20 protein-coding genes are annotated in these 22,473 nt (G+C 62.8%); 13 read left to right on the top strand and 7 right to left on the bottom strand.

Annotated features, from left to right (window positions below; translation table 11 throughout):
• Positions 1-7 precede the first annotated feature (7 nt).
• Positions 8-2,473, top strand: a complete 2,466-nt coding sequence (locus tag RAS12_RS08635; RefSeq protein WP_306947257.1) for a TonB-dependent siderophore receptor — start codon at positions 8-10, stop codon at positions 2,471-2,473.
• On the opposite strand, the gene RAS12_RS08630 is transcribed toward RAS12_RS08635, so the two are convergent.
• Positions 2,470-4,629 (bottom strand): ABC transporter permease subunit, encoded by a 2,160-nt coding sequence (locus tag RAS12_RS08630; RefSeq protein ID WP_306947255.1) that lies wholly within the window; start codon positions 4,627-4,629, stop codon positions 2,470-2,472. The genes RAS12_RS08635 and RAS12_RS08630 overlap by 4 nt on opposite strands.
• 105 nt (positions 4,630-4,734) lie before the next feature.
• On the bottom strand, positions 4,735-5,757 hold the full coding sequence (locus tag RAS12_RS08625) for an amino acid ABC transporter substrate-binding protein (protein WP_306947252.1): 1,023 nt from the start codon (positions 5,755-5,757) through the stop codon (positions 4,735-4,737).
• A 169-nt stretch (positions 5,758-5,926) separates the two neighbouring features.
• Between RAS12_RS08625 and RAS12_RS08620 the strand changes: the two genes are divergently transcribed.
• The 3 genes from RAS12_RS08620 to RAS12_RS08610 are packed head-to-tail and all read left to right on the top strand — an operon-like array spanning position 5,927 to position 9,222.
• A complete protein-coding gene (locus tag RAS12_RS08620) occupies positions 5,927-7,066 on the top strand; it encodes an aminotransferase class V-fold PLP-dependent enzyme (RefSeq protein WP_306947251.1) in 1,140 nt (379 codons plus the stop codon).
• A 36-nt stretch (positions 7,067-7,102) separates the two neighbouring features.
• On the top strand, positions 7,103-8,398 hold the full coding sequence (locus tag RAS12_RS08615; RefSeq protein WP_306947249.1) for an O-acetylhomoserine aminocarboxypropyltransferase/cysteine synthase family protein: 1,296 nt from the start codon (positions 7,103-7,105) through the stop codon (positions 8,396-8,398).
• 11 nt (positions 8,399-8,409) lie between these two features.
• Positions 8,410-9,222, top strand: coding sequence for an alpha/beta fold hydrolase (locus RAS12_RS08610; protein ID WP_306947247.1), 813 nt, complete (start codon positions 8,410-8,412; stop codon positions 9,220-9,222).
• A gap of 4 nt (positions 9,223-9,226) precedes the next feature.
• Here RAS12_RS08610 and RAS12_RS08605 read toward each other — a convergent pair whose 3' ends face one another.
• A complete protein-coding gene (locus RAS12_RS08605; protein WP_306947246.1) occupies positions 9,227-10,162 on the bottom strand; it encodes an AraC family transcriptional regulator in 936 nt (311 codons plus the stop codon).
• A gap of 152 nt (positions 10,163-10,314) precedes the next feature.
• Between RAS12_RS08605 and RAS12_RS08600 the strand changes: the two genes are divergently transcribed.
• The 5 genes from RAS12_RS08600 (at position 10,315) to RAS12_RS08580 (ending at position 14,904) form a co-directional block, all read left to right on the top strand.
• Complete coding sequence (locus RAS12_RS08600; protein WP_306947245.1) at positions 10,315-10,869, top strand: carboxymuconolactone decarboxylase family protein; 555 nt, start codon at positions 10,315-10,317, stop codon at positions 10,867-10,869.
• Positions 10,869-12,014, top strand: coding sequence for an acyl-CoA dehydrogenase family protein (locus RAS12_RS08595; protein ID WP_306947244.1), 1,146 nt, complete (start codon positions 10,869-10,871; stop codon positions 12,012-12,014). Before RAS12_RS08600 ends, RAS12_RS08595 begins: the two co-directional genes overlap by 1 nt.
• Complete coding sequence (locus tag RAS12_RS08590) at positions 12,011-12,808, top strand: ABC transporter ATP-binding protein (protein WP_306947242.1); 798 nt, start codon at positions 12,011-12,013, stop codon at positions 12,806-12,808. The genes RAS12_RS08595 and RAS12_RS08590 overlap by 4 nt, the downstream gene beginning before the upstream one ends.
• A 69-nt stretch (positions 12,809-12,877) precedes the next feature.
• Positions 12,878-14,068: an ABC transporter substrate-binding protein gene (locus RAS12_RS08585; RefSeq protein ID WP_306947240.1), complete on the top strand. Its 1,191-nt coding sequence runs from the start codon at positions 12,878-12,880 to the stop codon at positions 14,066-14,068.
• Positions 14,065-14,904 (top strand): ABC transporter permease, encoded by an 840-nt coding sequence (locus RAS12_RS08580; RefSeq protein WP_371321261.1) that lies wholly within the window; start codon positions 14,065-14,067, stop codon positions 14,902-14,904. Before RAS12_RS08585 ends, RAS12_RS08580 begins: the two co-directional genes overlap by 4 nt.
• Here RAS12_RS08580 and RAS12_RS08575 read toward each other — a convergent pair.
• Together RAS12_RS08575 and RAS12_RS31025 are read right to left on the bottom strand one after the other, a co-directional pair.
• Positions 14,901-15,482 (bottom strand): surface-adhesin E family protein, encoded by a 582-nt coding sequence (locus tag RAS12_RS08575; protein WP_306947236.1) that lies wholly within the window; start codon positions 15,480-15,482, stop codon positions 14,901-14,903. The genes RAS12_RS08580 and RAS12_RS08575 overlap by 4 nt on opposite strands.
• A gap of 71 nt (positions 15,483-15,553) precedes the next feature.
• Complete coding sequence (locus tag RAS12_RS31025) at positions 15,554-15,913, bottom strand: hypothetical protein (RefSeq protein ID WP_371321260.1); 360 nt, start codon at positions 15,911-15,913, stop codon at positions 15,554-15,556.
• Here RAS12_RS31025 and RAS12_RS08570 point away from each other — a divergent pair.
• Entirely contained in the window at positions 15,887-17,035 is a 1,149-nt protein-coding gene (locus RAS12_RS08570) for a hypothetical protein (protein ID WP_371321259.1), read from the top strand. The two genes, RAS12_RS31025 and RAS12_RS08570, sit on opposite strands and share 27 nt — an antisense overlap.
• Positions 17,036-17,048: 13 nt before the next feature.
• Here RAS12_RS08570 and RAS12_RS08565 read toward each other — a convergent pair whose 3' ends face one another.
• On the bottom strand, positions 17,049-17,738 hold the full coding sequence (locus RAS12_RS08565; RefSeq protein ID WP_306947231.1) for a GntR family transcriptional regulator: 690 nt from the start codon (positions 17,736-17,738) through the stop codon (positions 17,049-17,051).
• 124 nt (positions 17,739-17,862) lie between these two features.
• Between RAS12_RS08565 and araD the strand changes: the two genes are divergently transcribed.
• From araD to RAS12_RS08550, 3 genes are all read left to right on the top strand, one after another.
• Positions 17,863-19,593 (top strand): L-arabinonate dehydratase, encoded by a 1,731-nt coding sequence (araD, locus tag RAS12_RS08560; protein WP_306947229.1) that lies wholly within the window; start codon positions 17,863-17,865, stop codon positions 19,591-19,593.
• A gap of 73 nt (positions 19,594-19,666) precedes the next feature.
• Positions 19,667-20,377 carry a ribonuclease activity regulator RraA gene (locus RAS12_RS08555; RefSeq protein WP_306951364.1) on the top strand — a complete coding sequence of 237 codons (711 nt, stop codon included), beginning with the start codon at positions 19,667-19,669 and terminating at the stop codon, positions 20,375-20,377.
• Positions 20,378-20,437: 60 nt separating this feature from the next.
• Positions 20,438-21,427: a Bug family tripartite tricarboxylate transporter substrate binding protein gene (locus tag RAS12_RS08550; RefSeq protein WP_306947227.1), complete on the top strand. Its 990-nt coding sequence runs from the start codon at positions 20,438-20,440 to the stop codon at positions 21,425-21,427.
• Positions 21,428-21,461: 34 nt separating this feature from the next.
• Here RAS12_RS08550 and ppk2 read toward each other — a convergent pair whose 3' ends face one another.
• Entirely contained in the window at positions 21,462-22,283 is an 822-nt protein-coding gene (gene ppk2, locus RAS12_RS08545) for a polyphosphate kinase 2 (protein WP_306947225.1), read from the bottom strand.
• Positions 22,284-22,473 lie beyond the last annotated feature (190 nt).

Raw genomic sequence — 22,473 nt, 5'->3', positions numbered from 1 at the left:
AGGGAACATGAGCAATACGCGACGGTGGCAGGGCTGCAAACTTGCCGTGATTCATCTGGCTTTGGCGGCAACGCCGTGGCAGACGCAGGCGCAAGGCGCACCCGCTGCCGTGACGGCATACGCTATTGCGGCAGGGCCACTGGAGTCGGTGCTGAACCAATATGCAGAGCAGGCGGGTCTGGCTCTGTCCTACGACCCCGCGTTTACGCGGGACCTGCGCAGCCCCGGGTTGAACGGCACGGCGTCGGTGGACGCCGCGTTCGGGCAGATTTTGTCTGGCACCGGGTTGTCGGCCGTGCGTACTGCGGAGCGGCGCTACACCTTGCAGCGCAACGCCGCTCAGGCGGGGCCGGTGCAACTGGAAGCCGTCACGGTGACCGGGTCTGGCGTCCCCCAGCCGTCTGAGGGCACCGATTCCTACACAACCGCAGCAACCAACACGGCCACGCGCCTGAACCTGTCGCTGCGGGAAACGCCACAATCGATCAGCATCATCACGCGTCAGCGCATTGACGACCAGTCGCTCAACAGCATCAATGCCGTGCTGGCGCAGACGCCCGGAATATCAGTGCAGAACATGGGCAGCGAACGGTTCAATGTGCTGTCGCGCGGGTATGCCATCGACAGCTACCAAATCGATGGCGTGCCAACGATTGTCGAAGTGGGCACGCAGGACGTGTCGCCCAGCCTGGCTGACATGGCGATCTATGACCGCGTGGAAGTGCTGCGCGGCGCGGCTGGGCTGATGAGCGGCGCGGGCGAGCCTTCGGGCACGCTGAACATGATCCGCAAACGGCCCACGCGAGAGTTCCAGGGGCATGTGACGGCCGGAGCCGGGTCCTGGGACCTCTATCGCGCAGAGGCGGATCTTAGCGGGCCGTTGAACGCCTCGGGCAGTGTGCGTGGCCGCGCTGTGGCGGCTTATCAGCAGAATCGCAGCTTTATCGATTACTACCAGCAGAAGCGCCAGGTGTTCTACGGCATTGTGGAAGCCGACCTGACAGACAGTACGCTGCTGACAGCAGGCGTGGACCATCAGCGCAACCAGCCGCGCGGCAGCATGGGCGGCCTGGGCGTACCTTTGTTTTTCAGCAATGGCAAACAAATGGACCTGGACCGGTCCACCAACGTGGCCAGCCGCAATAACTTCTTCGACGTGGACGCCACGAATGTCTTCATGTCGGTCGACCAGAAATTGGCGAATGACTGGTCAGTGAAATTTTCGGCCAATCGCCTGGAAAGCCAACGGGATTTCCAGACGGTCATGGCCAGCGTGTCTTCGGGATTCGCGAACGAACAGACGGGTTTTGGCATGCCGCTGTGGATCCAGGGTGGCGATAGCCGGCAGGTGCAGAATGGTCTGGACCTGCATATCGAAGGCCCGTACACCTTGTGGGGGCGCCGCCATGATTTCGTCATGGGCTTGTCGTTCACGGAATCGCAGACTTTGTCGGACGTGTATCGCGACACCAGCGGCTACGCTGCCCGCAATCCCTTCAATCTGTACACGTGGGGCAATCAGGCGGTGTCGCCGAATCTGGTCAAGAACTACGACAACGACACCTATACGCGAGAAAGCGGCGGATACGTAGCGACACGCTTGCGCCCGACCGATGCGTTGTCGCTGATCGCCGGGGCGCGGATCAGCAGCTACAAATGGGACTACCGGCAGGCGTTTGCCGATCCGGCCAGCGCTATTTACGACCAGGCGCTGCTGGCCAAAAAAGACAATGTGATCACGCCCTATGCGGGCATTGTGTATGACATCGATGCCGTGCACTCCGTCTACGCGAGCTACACCAGCATCTACAAACCGCAGTACTACCGCGACCGCACCGGCGCTGCGCTGGCGCCACGGGATGGCGTGAACTATGAGGCGGGGCTGAAGAGCGAATGGTTTGCCGGCGCGCTCAACAGCAGCCTGTCCATATTCCAGGTGCGTCAGAACAACCTGGCGGTGGCCGACGACGGCTATACCGTGCCGGGCACGGATAATGTGGCGGCGTACCGGGCGGTGCCAGGCGCCCGGACCAATGGCGTCGATATGGAGCTGATCGGCGAAGTGTTGCCGGGTTGGAATGTGGCGGCGTCCTACACCTATAGCCGAACAGAGGACAGCACGGGCGCGCGCATCAAGACCGTAATGCCTGAACATATCGCCAAGCTTTGGACGACTTACCGGCTGCCGGACGCCTGGAACCGCCTGACGGTGGGCGGCGGGGTGAACTGGCAGAGCGCCATGCATTATTCGGTCACGCCGTGGCAACTGAAAAAGACAGTGACTGCCCGCCAGGACGCTTATGCGGTCGTCAATCTGATGGCGCGCTACGATTTCAGCCGGCAGGTTTCCGCCACACTCAACGTCAACAACCTCTTTGATAAAAAATACTTGAACTCATTGGACACGACGTTCAACACGGGCTATTACGGCGCGCCGCGCAATGCCATGTTGAACGTGCGCTACGCGTTCTAGCCGCCGCGCGTCTCCATCCGCCGCGCAACTCGTGTCAGTGCGAGGCTCGCAGCAAAGTACAGCAACGCCACGGCCAGATAGACTTCGACGTGATAGGGCCGCCAGTCGGTGCCGGCCACTACCGCCTTGGCGGCGCCCAACACGTCAAAGACCCCAATGATGCTGACCAGCGATGTGTCTTTGACCGCGCCCACGAAGACGCCTAGTGCGGCCGGGGCTGCGATGCGGCGGGCCTGCGGCCAGATCACTGACGCATAGGCAGTCACCGGGCGCATGCCCAACGCCCGGGCAGCCATCATCTGGCCGGGCGGTATGGCCTGTAGCGCGCCGCGCAGCACTTCGGCCAGCAGACACGCGGTGTGCAGGCTTAGAGCCGCCAGCGCCATGCTGAATTTAGACACGCCGCCGCCCAGCAGCATGGGCAGCACGAAGGACGCAAACAGCAGCTGCGTCACTAGCGGCACTCCGCGCACGGCTTCAATCAGGCCTGCCGCTGCCAAGGAACCGGCGCGGCTGCCGGACCGGCGCAGCAGGGCCAGCGCAAAGGCCAGGGGCACGGCGGCGGCAAGGGCCGCGATGGCCAGTATCAGTGTCACCAGCAGTCCGCCCCAGCGTTGCGGCCCGATGATGCTGCCGCCCCAAGGCCAGCCGGACAGGGCAATAACCACCGTTCCCAGCAAGGCGATCAATAGTGCAGCGCGAATTTTTGCCGGGACGCGCCGCGCGCCGAGTGTCAGCGTTATGCCCGCCAGCAACGCTACGCACGCGATCAGGGCCGGCCCACGATCAGCTTCGGTCATGGTGCCAAAGAAAAGCAGCGGCAGGTTTTCTCCCACGGCGGCCCAGCAGGCGCCCGCAGCATTCGTGCAGGCAGCTGGGTCTCCTTGCCACACGGCACGCAATACGGCCCAGTCCAGCAGGCCCCAGGCAATGACCGCGAGAAGCACGGTCAAGATGGCCGATAGCATCCGGCCGCGCCATGGGCTGACGTCGCTGCCCGTTGCATTCCATAAGGGGCGATCGCCCAAGCGCGCGCCGTGCGTGTCGCCGGGGCCGTGCCGGGTATTGCGGGCGTTCCACGCCGACAAGCCGCCGCCCAGCGCCAGGGCCAGCGTCAGGTACACGGCTACTGCCAGCGTGATGCCTTCCAAGGCGAGCCCGGTCTGGGTGATGGCGGTGTTGATGACGGCCATCAATTCCTGATAGCCGATGGCAATGGCCAGCGTGCTGTTCTTGACCAGCGCCAGGCACTGGTTGGCATAGGGCGGCAGCGCAACGCGAGTGGCGTAGGGCGCTATGACCAGGCGCAATACGCCAAAGGGCGTCAGGCCCATTGCCTGGCCCGCTTCTACCAAGCCCACGGGCACGGCGCGCACGGCGGCACGCACAATGTCTGCAATGTAGGCGGCGTGGAAGATCACCAGTCCGATCGTCAGCGCCGCGAATTCAATGCTGGGTTGCCAGCCGCCTTGCAACCCTAAGCCGCGTTTGACGGGCAGGTCGATCTGTATGGCGGGCAGCAGCGCCCAGGCCAGCAATGCGGCAGCGAGCGCGGTGTATAGGGCGGGGCGGCCAAAACGCGCCCGGGCGCGCCAGCCCAGCGTTAATGCCGCCAGCGCCACGGCGGCGTAAGGCAGCCAGCCATGCAGGGCGGGCAGAGCCAGTCCGCGATTCGATAGCAGCACAGACGGCAGCGGCGACCAGGCTTGGCGCAGGTCTGGCAGACGCAGCAGCAATCCATACCAGACAAACAATTGCAGCAGCACGGGCGTGTTGCGCAAAGGCGCGATGATGAACGCCGCGAAGCGCGAGGCCACAGGATGCGACGAGAGCCGCATCAAGCCCAGACCCACGCCCAGCGCGGTCGCAAGAGGGATTGCTACGAAAGCCACCGTCAGCGTATTGACCAGACCCGCCGCCATCGACATCCAATACGGATCGTCGGGGGTGACGGTAAGCAGGCTTTCTGAAATGCGGAAGCCTGCCGGCTGGAACAAAAAGCCGAATCCGCCCTGGATGCCGCGCGCGGTCTGCACGGCTTCGATGTGCAGCAGCAGGATGGCGGCCATGCCGCCCAGCGCCAGCGTCCACGCTAGCGTGGGCAGCCAGCGGCGCAACAGACCGGGGGTGGGAAAGGGGATCGTCGTAGCAATCATGGTGGGCCGGACCGGCGGGTCCGCGTGTAGAGGCGGGTGCTAAGGGCTGATGCAAATAAGAAAGGCGGGCCGATAGGCCCGCCCGCCATGCTCAAGCAATCAGAATCATTGGAACGGGGGCGAATACAACAGACCGCCCTTGTTCCACTGCGCGTTCAGACCACGATCCAGTTTCAACGGGGTCGCGGCGCCCAGATTGCGATCCCACACTTCGCCGTAATTGCCAACGGCCTTGATGGCATTCTTGGCCCAGCTTTCATCCAGGCCGAAGCTCTTGCCTATGCCCGGGTCCACACCCAGCAGGCGGCGCACTTGCGCGTCGGTGCTTTGCGCCTGACTGTCCGCGTTCTTCGATGTGATGCCCAGCTCTTCGGCAGAGACCAGCGCATTCACGGTCCAGCGCACAATGGCCGTCCAGTTGGGGTCGTCCTGACGCACGAACGGGCCCAGCGGCGACTTGTTGATGCGCTCAGGCAGAATCACAAAGTCATCCGGCTTGCTGGCGCGGGCGGCGCGGCTGGCGGCGAGCGTGGACGCATCGGACAGATAGACGTCGCAACGGCCGGCATAGAACGCTTGTTCCAGTTCCACCAGGTTTTCGATCACGACCGGACGGTAGGTCAGCTTGTTCTTCTTGAAGTAGTCGACCAGGTTCTGCTCATTGACCGTGCCCGGCTGCACGCAGACCTGCGCGCCGTCCAGTTCGGTGGCGCTCTTCACACCGAGCTTGCGCGGCACCAGGAAACCCTGGCCGTCATAGAACACGATGCCAGCCGACACGATGCCCAGGCCAGCGTCGCGGCCGGACGTGATGGTGGTGTTGCGGTTCAGCACGTCGATCTCGCCGGACTGCAAGGCGGGAAAGCGCTGTTGCGAACTCAGCGGAACGAAGCGGGTCTTCTCAGGGTCACCCAGCACGGCGGCGGCCAGCGCGCGGCACAGGTCCGCGTCCAGTCCGGTCCAGCGGCCTTGCTTGTCGGCAATCGACAGGCCCGCCGAGCCTTGGCTGACGCCGCACACCAGTTCGCCGCGCTTCTTGATGGTGTCCACCGTTCCTGCGTGGGATGCGCCAGCAATCGCCAGCGCTGCTGCCACGCCCGCAGCCTTGAGTAGATGAGTCACACGCATGCCGTTCCCGTATTAGTTGTATGCAATAAAGGCATGAATTCTAGGGGCGAGCGGCGGATTTTCGAGCGACTATATAGTCATATCAATATAAGAACTAAGCCTTATCCAAACTCACGTCATATACCTAGAATTCCGTCATACCAAAGTGGTCTAACGAACAAGGTTGCGCATGAGCTGGCAGGACGAATTCAGGCAGTTGTTTCCCATCACGCAAGACAAGGCCTACGCAAACATTGCCTATACCAGCCCGCTATCGCCCAAGGTGGCGGGGGCGGTGGCGGGTTTCTTCGACAGCATTACGTACGCCCGCAGCGACAAGCCGCAATGGCTGCGCGATGCCGACGCGCTGAGGGTGCGGGTTGCGCGCCTGATCGGCGGCAACGCCCGCCGCGTGGCCTTTACGAAGAACACGACCGAAGGCTTAAACACCGTGGCGCATGGCCTGGCATGGCAGGACGGCGACAACCTGATCGTGGACGATCAGGAGCATCCCACCAATGCCTTGCCCTGGTTGAACTTGCGCCGCCGCGGCGTTGAGGTGCGCGTGGCGAAAGCGCAATCGCATCGCTACACGGTGGATGACCTGTGGCAGCAGGTTGATGCGCGCACCCGATTGATCGCGGTGTCCTGGGTGCAGTACGGCACCGGCCTGCGTACAGACATCGCCGAGCTGGGCCGCCGTTGCGCGGAACGCGGCATCTGGCTGATCGTCGATGGCATCCAGGGAGCCGGCCTGTTGCGAGCGCAGGTGGATGCATGGCAGGTGGATGCCTTTGCCTGCGGCGGGCACAAAGGTCTGCTGGGCCCCTTGGGCGTGGGTTTTCTGCATGTTTCTGCCAAATTATTGGACGCGCTGGACCCGATCTACATCGGCCCGTCGGGCGTGACCACGCTGGACAAGGCCGGGGCGCAATGGCAAGTGGGCGTGTCTGACGCCACCGATGCGCGCCGCCTTGAAACAGGCAACCTGAACTACCCCGGCATTGCCGGCCTTGCTGGCGCGCTGGACTTGATCGAATGGGCGCAGCCCGAGCGGATCGAGCCGTGGGTATTGGAACTATCGCAGGCGCTTAGCGAGGGTCTGCGCGCACAAGGCGTGCACGTGGTGTCGCCCGCCGACCCCGAACTGCGCAGCACGACGACCGCATTACGAGTCAGTGATCCCGCTGCCGCTCTGGACCATCTGACACGTGAAGGTGTCGTAGCCAGCGTAGTGGAGTATGGTTACGTGCGCTTGTCTGTCGGCGCCTATAACAACCATGAAGACATCGAACGCATCCTGCGCGCATCGCGCGCGCTTGCAGCCTGATCTGAATCATCAATAACGCATCTCCCGGAGAGACACATGACTGAACCGAAGAAGCCCAACTGGCGCCTGGAAACCGTGGCCGTGCATGGCGGCTACCGCCCCGATCCCACGACCCGCGCCGTGGCCGTGCCTATCTACCAGACCGTTGCCTATGCGTTTGACGATACGCAGCACGGCGCCGATCTGTTCGACCTCAAGGTGCCGGGCAATATCTACACCCGCATCATGAACCCGACGACCGACGTGCTGGAACAGCGCGTGGCAGCCCTGGAAGGCGGCATCGCCGCGCTGGCGCTGGCCTCGGGCCAGTCGGCCGTGACCTACGCGATCCTGACAATCGCTGAAGCCGGCGACAACATCATCTCGTCCAGCACGCTATACGGCGGCACCTACAACCTGTTTGCGCACACATTGCCGCAATACGGCATCACCACGCGCTTTGCCAACCCCAGCGATCTGGCTGCCTTTGAAGCACAGATCGATGACCGCACCAAGGCCATCTTCGCGGAATCGGTCGGCAACCCGTTGGGCAACATCACTGACATCGCCGCGCTGGCCGAAGTGGCCCACCGCCACGGCCTGCCGCTGATTGTCGACAACACCGTGCCGTCGCCGTATCTGCTGCGTCCTATCGAACACGGCGCCGACATCGTCGTGCAGTCGCTGACCAAGTATTTGGGCGGCCACGGCACCAGCCTGGGCGGCGCGATTATCGATTCTGGCAAGTTCCCGTGGGCCGAACACAAGGCCCGCTTCAAGCGCCTGAACGAGCCGGACGTCAGCTACCACGGCGTGGTCTACACCGAAGCCTTCGGTCCGGCTGCGTATATTGGCCGCGCCCGCGTGGTGCCGCTGCGCAATACTGGCGCCGCGATTTCGCCGTTCAACTCGTTCCAGATTCTGCAAGGCATCGAGACGCTGGCGTTGCGCGTGGACCGCATCGTTGAAAATACCGTCAAGATCGTCAAGTTCCTGAGCGAGCATCCCAAGGTTGAGTGGGTCAACTACGCGGGCCTGCCGGATCACCCGGACCACGCCTTGGCGCAGAAGTACCTGCGCGGCAAGGTTCCGGGCCTGTTCACGTTCGGCGTGAAGGGCGGCCGCGACGCTGGCGCGCGCTTCCAGGACGCACTGCAATTGTTCACGCGCCTGGTCAACATCGGCGACTCCAAGTCGCTGGCGACGCACCCGGCATCCACCACGCACCGCCAACTGAATCCGGAAGAACTGCAAAAGGCTGGCGTGCGCGAAGAAACCGTGCGCCTGTCTATTGGTATTGAACACATCGACGATCTGATCGCCGATCTGGATCAGGCTCTGGCACAGGTATAAGCAGCATGTCGATGATTCACCGCAGAAACCTGTTGAAACTGGCCGCGGGCTTGCCCGCTCTGGCTGCGGGGGCTTCGGCCCTGGCGGCCGCGCCATCCAAGAAGGCCAAGACCTATGTGTTGGCTCATGGTTCGTGGCATGGCGGCTGGTGCTGGCGGCCGGTGGCTGACCGCCTGCAAGCGGCCGGCCATCGCGTCTACGCGCCCAGCTACACCGGCATGGGCGACCGTGCCCACTTGCTGAACAAGAACATCACCATCGACACTTTCGTTGAAGACCTGGTGCAGGTCATTCAAACGCAAGAGTTGAACGATGTGATTCTGGTGGGCCACAGCTTTGGCGGCATCCCGATCACGGGTGTCGCGGATCGTATTCCGGAGCGCATCGCGCATCTCGTGTATTTCGATTCGATCGTGCTGGAAAGCGGCCAGAATGCGTTTTCCGTGTATCCGAAAGCGGATGCCGATGCGCGTATTGCCGCAGCCTCCAAGGCCACCGGCGGTCTGGCTGTGCCGATTCCCGCTCCGCTTCCCGCCGCCTGGGGCTTCACCCCCGGTAGTGCGGATTACGAATGGGTGACACGCCGGTTGACGGCGCATCCACTGGCCAGCTATACGTCGCCGCTGACACTCAAGAATCCGATCGGCAACGGCCGTCCGCGCACCTATATCCATTGCACGCAGCCGGAATTGGCGGTGTTGGAAGAATCGCGCAAGCTGGTGAAGTCGCAACAGGGCTGGAAGTGGGTGGACATCGCCGCGCCGCACGAAGCGCACATCACGCATCCCGGCCTGCTGGCCGATCTGCTGCTGGGTGTGGCTTAACGCGTCAGACCTTGGCCGTTGATGAGTGGCGCTTGCGCCAAGCGGATGGCGCCACTCCTTCTGTGCGTTGAAATACGCGGCTGAACGCAGCTTGGGATTGATACCCGACACGTTCGGCCGCGTCCTGAATACTGCTGCCTTGGCTTAGGTAACGCCTTGCCATGCGCATACGCAGCAGTTGCAGCAACTGTGCGGGCGTTGTGCCACTTTGCAGCGTGAATCGCCGGTGAAACGTGGCCTTGGACATGTGCAGGCGGTCGGCCATGTCCTGCATGCTCCACGCCGCAGCAGGTTCGGCCAGGATGGCCTGGAGCAAACCGGCCATGGCGGGGTCGCGCGCCAGCACAAACAATCCATACGCTTGTCGGTCATGAATAGCCAGATGGCGCAGCATGAAAAAAATCAGCAGGTCCGTCAGCTTTTCCAGCACGACCGGCGACGCGCCAGGTTCTCTTGCTGTCTCCCCAAGAATCAATTCGAAGACGCCGCGAGCGGTGCGAAAGCGTTCGTCGTCGGCGCGCAGCACCAGATAATCGGGCAGGGTGTCGGCTAGCAGGTCCGCCAGCCCGGGTCTGAATTGAAAGAATCCGCAGGCCAGGCCCGTGCTGTCCGGCTGCCGGGGCAGCAGCGGTTCCATGGCCTTGCACAGGGCGGCTCCTGCAGTTGGCGAATCTAACGGCGTCAACGCATGGGGAATGTCGCGCAAAAAGAAGATGCCGTCACCCGCTGCCAGCGTAAGCGCGTCGTGGCCCTCGCTCAATTCAACGCGGCAGCAGCCATGCAAGATCAGGTGAAAGCTGGCGCGGGCGCGCCCGCTGGTGCTGGCCGACCAGTTGCCGCAGTACTGACCCAGGTGATACAAGCTGGATTGCACCTCCAGACTGGATAGCAGCAAGGCGTCGACGGCGGCTTGGTCGGTATGTGCGGCATGAAACGGCAAGATGATCGGCCTGGCGAATGGGTGGGACGGTTATAAGCGCATAGCTGAAAGTCGATAAGATCTAGCATCAAGTTGCGATCTACGTGCATTGTCGCTTGAGGTCCGGCGCACGCACAATAAGGTCTTGAACGTTAGCTCACCAGGAGACCCACATGGCCCGTTTGCCCGTCCATACCGCGCAAAGCGCTCCGGAACCCACCCGCGCGGCACTTGCTGCCGCCGAGAAAGGCGCCGGATACCTGTCCAATCTTCTGGGCGTGCTGGCCAATGCGCCGATTGCGTTGGAAGCCTATCAAACGCTGTCGCAGATCAATGCTCGCGCCGGGCTGACTTTGCAGGAACGCGAAGTCGTGCAACTGGTGGCGGGCACACGTCATGGTTGCACGTTTTGCGTGGCCGGCCATACGGCGCTGGCTCGCCACAAAGCCAAGTTGTCACCTGAAGTCGTCGAAGCGCTGCGGGCGCAGGGTGTACTGCCCGACGAACGCTTGCAGGCGCTGGCCGCCTTCACTGAAGCGGTTATCCAAACGCGCGGCCGTGTCAGTGACGACGCCTTGCAAGACTTGCGCGGCGCGGGCTACACCGACGGCAATGCGCTGGAAGTGATCGTGGGCGTGGGACTGGCCACCATCTGCAATTTCGGCAACAACCTGGCTCAGACGCCGCTTAATGAACAACTGCGCGACTACGCGTGGAGCGGTTCGTGATGGCGCCGCAATCCGCATCTGCCGTGCCGCGTGATCTGGCGCCCGCAGCAAGCGTCGCGTTGCCGCCTGATCTGAGTGTCTGGCTGGAACAGCACGCGGACGCCCTGGACGAAGGCAGCCTGGATGCGGCCACGGTGCTGCCGCGTTTGGCCGCCGCAAATCTGTTTCGATATGGCGTGCCCGAGGCCCAGGGCGGTCTGCCCGGCACCGATATCGGTGACGCTATCGAGGCCGTGTCGCAGGTGGCAGAGCAGTCCGTGGCCAGCGCCTTCGTAGCGTGGGGCCAGCGCGTTTTCATCGAGTACCTGCTGCGCAGCCCGAACACCGCATTGACCGCCGCCTGGCTTGCGCCGCTCTTGGCAGGCGAACAGGCGGGCGCCACCGCGCTGTCCAATGCGATGAAATTCTTGAGCGGCATCGAGTCGCTACAGATCGGCGCGCGGGAAGAGGGCGGCCACTGGGTGTTGGATGGCCGCATGCCCTGGGTGACCAATCTGCGGGTGCAAGGGTTTCTGGTGGCGGCCGCAGTCACCGCGCCTGACGGCACGCCGGCCGTGGTTGCGCTGCCGCATGATATTGCGGGGCTGGTTCGAAGTCAGGATCTGTCCTTGCTGGCGCTGCAAAGCAGCAATACGGCGGCGTTGGAGGTACAGGGAGTTCGTATCGGTCCGGAGTGGCTGATTCATTCGGATGCCCGGCAATACCTGCCGCGCGCACGCCCGGCGTTTGCGGGTCTGCAATGCGGCCTGTCCATCGGGCTTGCGCGCCGTGCCTTGCGCGCTGCGAACGAGGCGGGAAAGGGCCAGGCCTCGCGCGGGATTCTTGCCAAGCCGCTGGAAGCCTTGCGCACTCAGGTGGATGAGCTGAATGCCAGCCTGATCGCCGGCGTGCGCAGCGACCGGTTCGTGGTTGAACCCTGGGCCCTGTTTGAGATTCGAATTGCGCTGGCGGAGGCCGCCAATCAGGCCGTGCAACTGGAGTTGCAAGCCAGCGGCGGCGCGGCCTACCTGAAGCCCGCAGGCGCAGGGTTTGCGCGGCGCTGGCGCGAGGCCGCATTCCTGCCCATCGTCACGCCCAGCCTGGTGCAATTGAAAACTGAATTGGCCAAGCGCGAAGCCCGGCTGGCAGCCGAGGCTGCTGCATGACAGGCGCCACGCAGCCGGTTTTGCAGGCGCACGGGCTGACGCTGCGTTATCCCGGCGCGCCGGCCCCGGTGTTCCAGGATGTGGACCTGAGTCTTGAGCGCGGCGAAGTAGTGGCCGTGCTGGGTGCAAGCGGCGCGGGCAAGTCCAGCTTGCTGCGCGTGCTGGCGGGCTTGCAACCTGCCAGCGCCGGATCGTTGCTGATGGAAGGCGCGCCGCTGACTGGCGTGCATCCGCGTGTAGCCGTGGCATTCCAGGACCCGAGCTTGCTGCCCTGGCTGACGCTGGAACGCAATGTGGCGTTCGGGCTGGACTTCAAGCATCAGCCCGTGCTGACCGAAGGTGAGCGCCGCGCGCGTATCGACCAGGCCATTGCCGAGGTGGATTTGTCGCATGCGCGGCAACTGCGCCCCGCGCAGTTATCGGGCGGCATGGCGCAACGGACGGCGCTGGCCCGATGTCTGGCGCGTCAACCGTCGGTGCTGCTGCTGGACGAACCCTTTGGCGCGTTGGACGAGGTCACGCGCACCGATATGCAGGGTTTGCTGCGCCGCGTGGTGGCTGACTTCCAGACCGCTGCCGTCCTGATCACGCACGACATCGACGAGGCGCTGGTGCTGGCCGACCGCATCGTGTTGCTGGGCTCGGCCCCTGGTCGCATCCTGGGCGTGTGGCAGGTGGATTTGCCGCAGCCTCGCGCCGACCTTCTGCCGGAAATGGCCGCGCTGCGATTGGAAATTCTGACCCGGCTGCGCGCCGCGCTCAGGGCTACGCAGGGTGAACCCGCTCTGTTATGACGTGCAGGCACTCGTTGTTGTCTTGAACGCCTGAACCTGAATCTGGATTCTTACGCTAGGAGCTCTTTGATGTGCCTTGAACACATGTCGCGTCGCGACTGGTTGAAACTCTCGGCCCTGCTGACGGCAGGCGGCGCAAGCACGTTATTGTCGGCGTTCAACGCTCGTGCGCAGAGTGAACCGGATGCGCCTGTGCGCATCGGCTACCTGCCCATTACCGATGCCGCGCCGCTGCTGGTGGCGCATAACAATGGGCTGTTCGACAAGGCGGGCGTCAAGGCCGAAAAACCCACACTGCTGCGTAGCTGGGCGCAGGTCATCGAGGCCTTTATCTCGGGCCAGGTCAACGTAGTGCACCTGCTATCGCCGATGACAGTGTGGGCGCGTTTTGGCAGCCAGGTGCCGGCCAAGGTCGTGGCCTGGAATCACGTGGGCGGTTCCGGACTCACTGTGGCGCCCGCTATCAACAGCGTGAAGGAATTGGGCGGCAAGACGGTCGCCATTCCGTTCTGGTACTCAATACACAACGTCATGCTGCAATATCTGCTGCGCGAAAACGGCCTGAAATCCGTTTCGCGCAAGGACGGTTCGGTGGGGGCTGACGAGGTCAACCTGATCGTCATGGCGCCTTCGGACATGCCGCCTGCGCTGGCGCAGAACCGCATCGCGGGTTATATCGTGGCCGAGCCGTTCAATGCCGTGGCGGAGACGCTGGGCGTGGGCAAGGTGCTGCGCTTTACCGGCGACGTGTGGCGCAACCACGCGTGCTGCGTGGTGTTCATGCACGAGCGGGATCTGGAACAGCGGCCCGAATGGTCGCAAAAGGTGGTGAGCGCCATTGTGCAGGCCCAATTGTGGATACGGGAAAACCGGGCCGAGACCGCGCAGCTGTTGTCCAAGGAAGGCATCAACCGCTATACGCCGCACGGCTTGCCTGCGCTGACCAAGGTGCTGGCGCCGCCGCCATCCGACCGCGAACAATATCTGGCCAGCGGCGCGATCCGCCATGCGGATTGGGACGAACGCCGCATCGATTTTCAACCGTATCCGTTTCCCAGCTACACCGAGGAACTGGTGCGCCGCTTGCGCGATACGCTGATCGAAGCAGACCGCGGCTTTTTGGCGGATTTGGACCCGGCACGCGCCGCGCGCGAGCTGGTTGATGACCGGTATGTCAAACGCGCTATCGAATCCGTAGGCGGTTTGAACCGATTTGGCTTTCCGGATGCGTACAGCCGGACCGAATTGGTGCAGGCGTGACAGCACGCGACTCACTTGTCTCCGCGCCTGCTGCGCAGCGGGCCAGTCCCGCCGCACGAAGCTCGGAGCATCAAAGGCCGAGCGGCTTGAGCCTGGGCAGGCGCTGCGCGCTGGGCCTGGCAGGGCTGGCCGTGCTGCTGGGGCTGTGGTGGCTGGGCACGGACGTCCTGTCTCAGGCCGGCGGCATGGCGCGGCGCTTTTCACCCGGCGCCACCTTTGTCAGCCTGGGGCAATTGCTGACCGGGTCCGATCTGCCGATGCACATCCTGGTCAGTCTGCGGCGCATTGCGGTGGGCCTGGGTTTCGCCTTGGCCATTGGGGTGCCCCTGGGGCTGGCGATTGGCAGTTGGCGGCGACTGGAGGCAACGGTGTCGCCCGCGATGCAGTTTCTGCGCATGATCTCGCCGCTGTCATGGATGCCGATTGCCGTAATGGTGTTCGGGGTAGGGGACGATCCGGTTTATTTCCTGCTGACCTTTGCGGCCGTCTGGCCCATTGTGCTGAACACCGCGGCGGGTGTGCAGCAGTTGGATACGCGCTGGCTGCAACTGGCGCAAAGCGTCGCGGCTACGCGTTGGGAAACGCTGCGTCACGTAATCCTGCCCGGGGTGCTGGGGCATATTCTGACGGGCGTGCGCCTGGCCATCGGCATTCTGTGGATTGTGCTGGTGCCGTGCGAAATGCTGGGCGTGTCGGCCGGAATGGGGTATTTCATTCTGGATACGCGTGACCGGCTGGCCTATTCAGAATTGATGGCGATGGTGCTGATGATAGGCGTGCTGGGCTTTCTGCTGGATGCGGCGGCCCGGGCGCTGTATCGCTATTGGCGCGGCTAGGGTGCGCGCTTGTTGCGCACGCTCTTGCTTGGCACGGCGCAGACCATCGCGTGCAACTTGCGCTGGACCGGATCACGCGCCACGGGCGCATTCCGGATGCCCGCCACGGGGATCGACTCAACCAAAGCGCCGGTCGCGTTGTCGCCAGCGTAGTGCTGGGTTTCGCTGACGGTGTAGGTATTGGCGCTGCAATTCACCGTGACCGGCTGGCTCACTGAACCATACTGTTGGCCTGTGGTTTCCGATACGCGGGGTTGGGCATAAAACCATGCCACCGTTACGCCCATGATGGTCGGCCGTTCTGATACCGGCACGATCGATGTGCTGTCGTAGAACACGCCCGGCATGGCCTGCGGGTCCAGCGGCGTCCATTCGGGCGTACCGCCAAAAGTGATGCCCGGCACGTCCACGCCCCGCGGTACGATATTGACAGCGCAGGCGTCGGCGGGTATTGGATCTCCTTCGTGCACGGTAATCGCTACACATACCTCGGGCGGCGCGGCGTGGGCTGGCAACGCCCATGCGGCTGCACCTAGCAAGGTCAAGGCCAGGGTCAGGGTTGCGTGCCTTGCGATCATATTGGGTTCCGTGGATGGCCAGTGCGGCGTAAGAGTATGTCACGTCAGTATAGAGAACCCAGCGCCTCGCGCTATAGTCTTGTCCGTTCCTTCACCGTCGCCGGCCAAAATGGCTGGTTTTCCCGCATCCAGGATGCTATGCAGCCATGAACATCAGATTGCTTGCCGGCGGTGTCGCGATTGCAGTCGCTGGGGTGATTGGTTATGGCATCTATCAGATGGTACCGATGGGCAAGCCGCTCAAGCGCAGCGAGGTGATCGGCGAATTGAACGGCCCGCCTTTGGCACTGTATTCGCGTGTGACCTTGCAGCGCTACGGTGAACGCCAATTGTTGATCGGGCAGCGTCTGGTCAGCAGCAAGGACATCGCCGAACTGGAAAAAGCGCCGGTGCTGGACAGGCAGGTGCCTGTTCTGGAAGAACGCCTGCAAAAGCAGCGGTCCAGATTGGCCGAGGCGGGCGCCGCCACTGCGCTTGCCAGCGGCAATACGGATCTTGCGCTACTAATGTTGCAGGACGGGCGCTCCACCACCGACACGCGCAACCTGATCTATGGCGGGCAGGGCACGGGCGCATTCGATCTGCTGGGTTCGATCAGCGGCGACAAGGGCGTCGGCCTGATTGGCACACCCGAAGGCCGCACTCTCTACTTGGTGACTTCCACAATCCGCAGTTCGGGCGACGGTGAACAGCCGACGGCTTGGGACACCCTGCGGTCGGATGACCTGGGCAAGACCTGGACATATGACGCGGATGTGACGCTAGGCTTCCCGCAGCAGCACACCGTTTTCCTGACGCAAGATCGCGCCATTGCGCTTGAGCGGCATGAGGCAGGGCATCGTTTGCTGGTCAGTAGCGATGGCGCGCGAAGTTGGTCGGCCACCTTGCTGGATGATCAGGTCTGGCCGGACGCGCAATCCTATGACCGCGCCTTCTATGAAAAAACTGCCAAGGCGGGCGGAGCATCCGGCGAGGATCAACTCGCTTATGACTGGTCGCTGTATCCGCTGGACGAAAAGCGCGCCGTGGGGTGGAGCTGGCGCACGCGCATCAGCCTGACGGCATCGCAAAAAAACGAGGTGCTGGAAACGCGGCGCTTTGAAGTGGAATTTCAGGACGGGGCATCGCCGGCCTTCCGCATTACGCCGGCGCAACCGCCCGCGCCGCCGCAGTCCGCCGATGTCCAAGTCACTCGGGATCAACCTGTATTCGAGACCTCGGGCAGCGCGGTTTATGAACTGGATAAGGCAGAACGAACCTGGCATCGCCGTTCGGATGCGCCCGCAGTGCGCGGCAATCCCAGTTGGATCGGGGATGCCTGGTTTGGGCGCAAAGCTTGGGTGATCAAAACCTACGCGGACCACCTGCTGTCGTTCAACGAATACACCAAGACCTATTTCTACACGCGCGATCAAGGCAAGACCTGGCAGCCATTCCAGATTCCGCAGGATGTGGAGACGGGGCTGCTGGGCCTGGATCAGTCCGGTGACGCGTTGTTGTCGCTCGGCGAACGTGACGGCAAAACGGTGATCCGGCGTTATCCGCTGGATTGAGCCAGGGTGGACCTTATTCGGCCAGCACGTACTCGGGATAGCGTTTGCAGATCTCGGCCACCTGGCTGAGCGTGCCGGAAAGATGCTCGCGCAGCACCTGCTGCGCACGTTCGGGCGTCTGCGCCACGATGGCATCCAGCAAGCGCTGATGATCATCCATGATACGTTCGGCCTTGCCGGCTTCCGGCAGGTGCAGGCGGCGCAGACGATCCAGGTGCCCGCTGTAGCGCTGCTCCAATTCCCAAAGGCTTAGAACCCCGGCAGCGATATGCATGTCGCGGTGAAACGCCTGGTCGGCGTCAATGAACTGCTGGTATTCGCCGCTGGCGTGGCTGACGCGTTGCAGATCGATGCTGGCTTGCAGCCGCTTGTGCAGAATGGGGTCGGGCCGCTGTGCCAGCGTATGCACGATTTCAAGCTCCAGCGACTGGCGCAGAAAGTGCGCTTGCCGCGCCGCCGGAATGTCGATGCGGCTGACTACGGTCGTGTGCTGCGGATAGATCTCTACCAGGGCTTCTTCCGACAGTTTCATCAAGGCGTCGCGGATAGGCGTCTGGCTCAGGCCATAGCTTTCGGCCAGCATGACGCGCGACAGCGCCGTACCGGGCGCCAGGGCAAGCGATACGATCTGTTGGCGGAGATGTTCAAAGACCTGGGGCGCCGCGTGGCGCGAGCGATCCAGTCTGAGCTTTGGGTTTTGCATCAGGCGGTGTAACGGAAGTGCGGCTGGGAAAGATCGCAGTGTAGCGGGTTTATCCCTAACTGACGCACTAATGTATTAGTGTTTAAATGGCTTTACCGTCACCACGCTTCCCCCTACATTCCCTATGAAACGCTCTTACGAAAGCCTGCGCAGCGCCGCCTGGATGGCCAAGGACGACCTGCGTTCGTTTGGTCACCGCTCCCGCATGATGCAAATGGGCTACGGTCCCGATGATTGGGTTGGCCGGCCCATTATCGCCATCATCAACACCTGGTCAGACCTGAACCCCTGTCACAGCCATTTCAAGCAGCGCGTCGAAGACGTCAAGCGTGGCGTGTTCCAGGCGGGCGGCTTCCCAGTGGAACTGCCCGCGATTTCCGTGTCGGAATCGTTCGTCAAGCCGACCACCATGCTGTATCGCAACTTCCTGGCAATGGAAACGGAAGAATTGCTGCGCAGCCATCCGGTCGATGGCGCCGTGCTGATGGGCGGCTGCGACAAGACCACGCCGGGCCTGATCATGGGCGCGATCAGCGCCGGACTGCCTTGCGTCTATGTGCCTGCGGGCCCGATGCTGCGGGGCAACTGGAAAGGCAAGATCCTGGGTTCGGGTTCTGACGCCTGGAAGCTCTGGGACGAACGGCGCGCGGGCAAGATCACGCAAGAGCAATGGACCGAGGTCGAAGGCGGCATCGCCCGCAGCTACGGCACCTGCATGACGATGGGCACGGCCAGCACCATGACCGCCATCGCCGAAGCCATAGGCATGACCTTGCCGGGCGCATCCTCCATTCCGGCCGCTGACGTCAACCACATGCGCATGTCGGCCGAGTGCGGCCGCCGCGTGGTGGAAATGGTTTGGGAAGACCTGAACCCGCAACGCATCCTGAGCCTGGCGTCTTTCAAGAACGCCATCAACGTGGCGATGGCCATGGGCTGCTCCACCAACGCCATCGTGCATCTGGTCGCCATGTCGCGCCGTGCCGGCTGTGCCGTCGGCCTGGATGACTTTGACGCCGCCAGCCGCAAGGTGCCCGTCATCGCGAACATCCGGCCCAGCGGCGACACCTATCTGATGGAAGACTTCTTCTACGCGGGCGGACTGCCGGCGCTGATGTCGCGCCTGCACGACCACCTGGACCTGACGGCCATGACCGTCACGGGCAAGACGCTGGGCGAGAACATCGCTGGCGCCGAGGTCTATAACGACGATGTAATCCGCAAGCTGGACACCGCCATTTACGACGAAGGGGCGCTTGCTGTGCTGCGCGGCAATATTGCGCCCGACGGCTGCGTGATCAAGCCCAGCGCCTGCGCGCCGCAATTTCTTCAACACACCGGCCCGGCGCTTGTGTTCGACGACTACCCCAGCATGAAGGCCGCGGTGGACGACGAAGACCTGGACGTCACGCCCGAACACATCATGATTCTGCGCAACGCTGGCCCTCAAGGCGGCCCGGGCATGCCGGAATGGGGCATGCTGCCGATCCCGACCAAGCTGGTCAAGCAAGGCGTGCGAGACATGCTGCGCCTGTCGGATGCCCGCATGAGCGGCACCAGCTACGGCGCCTGCATCCTGCACGCAGCTCCTGAGTCCTACATTGGCGGCCCGCTCGCGTTTGTGAAAACAGGCGATCTGATCACGGTGGACGTACCCGCACGTTCCATACACCTGAACATTAGCGACGAAGAACTCGCTGCGCGCCGCGCCGCCTGGACTCCGCCGCCCAAGCGCTACGAGCGCGGCTACGGCTGGATGTATTCCAAGCACATCCTGCAAGCCAACGACGGTTGCGATTTTGATTTCCTGGAAACCGGGTTTGGCGCGCCCGTGCCCGAACCCGAAATCTTCTAAACGCGGAGGCGGGCAGGGCCCGCGTCCCGTTTCACATTCTTTGTCTTATGACCCCGGAGTCATCGTGTCTCAATTGAATCCTGAAACCCGCGCCCGCCTGGCTGGCATCAGTACCGCCACGCTGTGCACCGCGCTGTTCAAGCGCGGCCTGCGCAACCAGTTCATCCAGGACGTGCGTCCGCTGAACGCCAACCTGCCCAATATGGTCGGCCCCGCCTTCACGCTGCGCTACATTCCCGCCCGAGAAGACCTCAACACCATCAAAGTGTTTGAAGACCGTTCGCATCCGCAACGCGTCGCCGTGGAAACGTGCCCGGAAGGCGCCGTGCTGGTCATGGACAGCCGCAAGGACGCGCGCGCCGCGTCTGCCGGGTCCATTCTGATCACGCGCCTGATGAAGCGCGGCGTGGCAGGTGTGGTTACTGACGGCGGTTTCCGCGATTCGCCTGAGATTGCTGAGCTGGGTTTTGCCGCTTATCACCATCGTCCTTCGGCGCCGACCAATTTGACCTTGCATCAGGCGCTGGATATCAACGCGCCGATCGGCTGCGGCGATGTCGCCGTATGGCCTGGCGACATCGTCGTGGGCGACCGTGAAGGCGTGGTGGTGATCCCGGCCCATCTGGCCGACGAGATCTCCATCGAGGCAGTGGAAATGACCGCTTTCGAAGATTTTGTGACCAGCCAGGTGCAGCAGGGCGCGTCCATCCTGGGCCTGTACCCGCCGACCGATCCGGGCACCAAAGACAAATTCGCCCTCTGGCGCAAAGAACAGGGCCGTTGAGCCTTGCTGCCGGCCGCCCGGCCGGCGCCCATACCTATAAATCAAGGCAGGAGACAAACCATGAATACCCAACGACGCGGCGCGTTAGGCGCGCTGCTGGCTGCGGCCGTCCTCGGCACGCTGGCCGCACCCGCCAGCGCCGCTGACTGGCCCGCGCAAAAACCCATTTCCTATGTGGTGCCGTTTACCGTCGGCGGCTCGACAGACGTGGTCGGCCGTGTGCTGGCCCAGAAGCTGGGCGACCGGCTGCACCAGAACGTCATCGTCGAAAACAAACCTGGCGCGGCCGGCGGCATAGGCGCTACCTATGTGGCCAAAGCGCCGCCAGACGGCTACACCTTGTTTGGCGGCACGATCAGCACGCATGCCATCAATGCCAGCCTGTACAAAAACCTCAAGTACGACCCCGTCAAAGACTTTGAACCGGTGTCGCTGATCGCCTACCTGCCCAATGTGCTGCTGGTAGATCCCAACCTGGGCGTGAATTCGGTGGCCGATCTGATCGCGCTGCTTAAACGCGACCCTAACAAACGCACCTTCGCCTCGTCGGGTGCGGGCACGTCCACCCACCTTGCCGGTGAACTCTTTTCCAGCATGATCGGTGTGCCGTTGACGCACGTGCCGTACAAGGGCACGCCGCCCGCGATGGTGGATGTGTCTTCGGGCGCAGTGACCTTCATGTTCGACCAGATGACGGCTGCGCTGCCGCTCCTGCAAACCGGCAAGTTGAAGCTGCTGGCCGTCACGACCAAGGACCGCATCTCGCTCGCGCCCGAAGTTCCCACCATGCAGGAAGCCGGTGTGCCGGGCTTTCAGATGGCGTCCTGGCAGGCGGTGTACGCGCCCAAGGGCACGCCCAAGCCGATCCTGGACCGGCTGGCGAAAGAGATTGCGCTGATCCTGAAGGAACCCGATGTGCAGGAAAAGTTGGGTAAAACCATGGGCATGGAACTGGTGGGCAGCACGCCTGATCAGTTGCGCGACCTGATGGCCACTGAAATTCCGCGCTGGGCGGAAGTGGTCAAGAAATCGGGCGCAACAGTGGAGTAGGGCGCAGACTCAACCCGCGAATCTGCTTCAAGAATCAGAATTTTGCGGGGATGAATCTGAAGGCGTGTCCGGAATCGCGATAACCCCCGGCCTTCTGCCGTTTTGGCAGTTTGACTTTGGCCCGGGGGACGCGCTTGTACGGAATCGCTGCTAGCAGGTGGCTGATGATGTTCAGACGGACGCGCTTCTTTTCATTGGACTGCGCCACAAACCAGGGGGCGACTTCGGTATCCGTGGCGGCAAACATGTCGTCGCGGGCCCGGGAATAGTCGTACCAGCGGCTATATGAGTCCAGGTCCATCTTCGACAGCTTCCAGACTTTCCTGCCGTCGTTGATGCGCGACTCAAGCCGGCGGGTCTGTTCTTCTTCGCTGACTTCCAGCCAGTACTTCAGCAGGATGACGCCGGAATCGATGATCACGCGCTCAAGCATCGGAGCGCCTTTCAAGAAGGTTCTGACTTCTGCCTTGGTGCAAAATCCCATGACGCGTTCGACTCCCGCGCGGTTGTACCAGCTGCGGTCAAATATCACGACCTCGCCCGCGGCAGGCAGGTGCGGCAGGTAGCGCTGTATGTACATCTGAGTCTTTTCCCGCTCAGTGGGAGCGGGCAGGGCAATGACTCGAAACACCCGGGGACTCACGCGCTCGGTAATGGCTTTGATCGTGCCGCCTTTGCCTGCGCCATCGCGGCCTTCAAAAAGAATGCAGACCTTGGCCCCGGTGTGGACGACCCACTCTTGAAGCTTGACCAGCTCGACATGAAGTCGAGCCAGTTCTTCGTTGTATTTTTTGGTGGATAGCTTGCCAGGCGCCTGGGGTTTGCCGTCTTCCACGCTGGTCTTCGGATCAGTCATGATTTCACTCCAGAATGCTTTCGGGCCCATCGTTGACTGGGAGTAACGTTGCCTCAATGCTGGAGCGTCTTGGTGATCCACGCTCGTTTTGATTCTCGATCCGGGCGTTCTTGCTTGTCAAGAATGGCAATGGGCAGGGCCCGCACCGGCCGGGCTGCTGCCTAAACGCCATACGCTGCCGAGAGACTGG

The organism is Achromobacter seleniivolatilans, assembly GCF_030864005.1.
GTDB classification, from domain to species: domain Bacteria; phylum Pseudomonadota; class Gammaproteobacteria; order Burkholderiales; family Burkholderiaceae_B; genus Achromobacter; species Achromobacter seleniivolatilans.
Note: the sequence above shows the minus strand (reverse complement) of the source record. Positions and strands in the feature narration are given on the sequence as shown.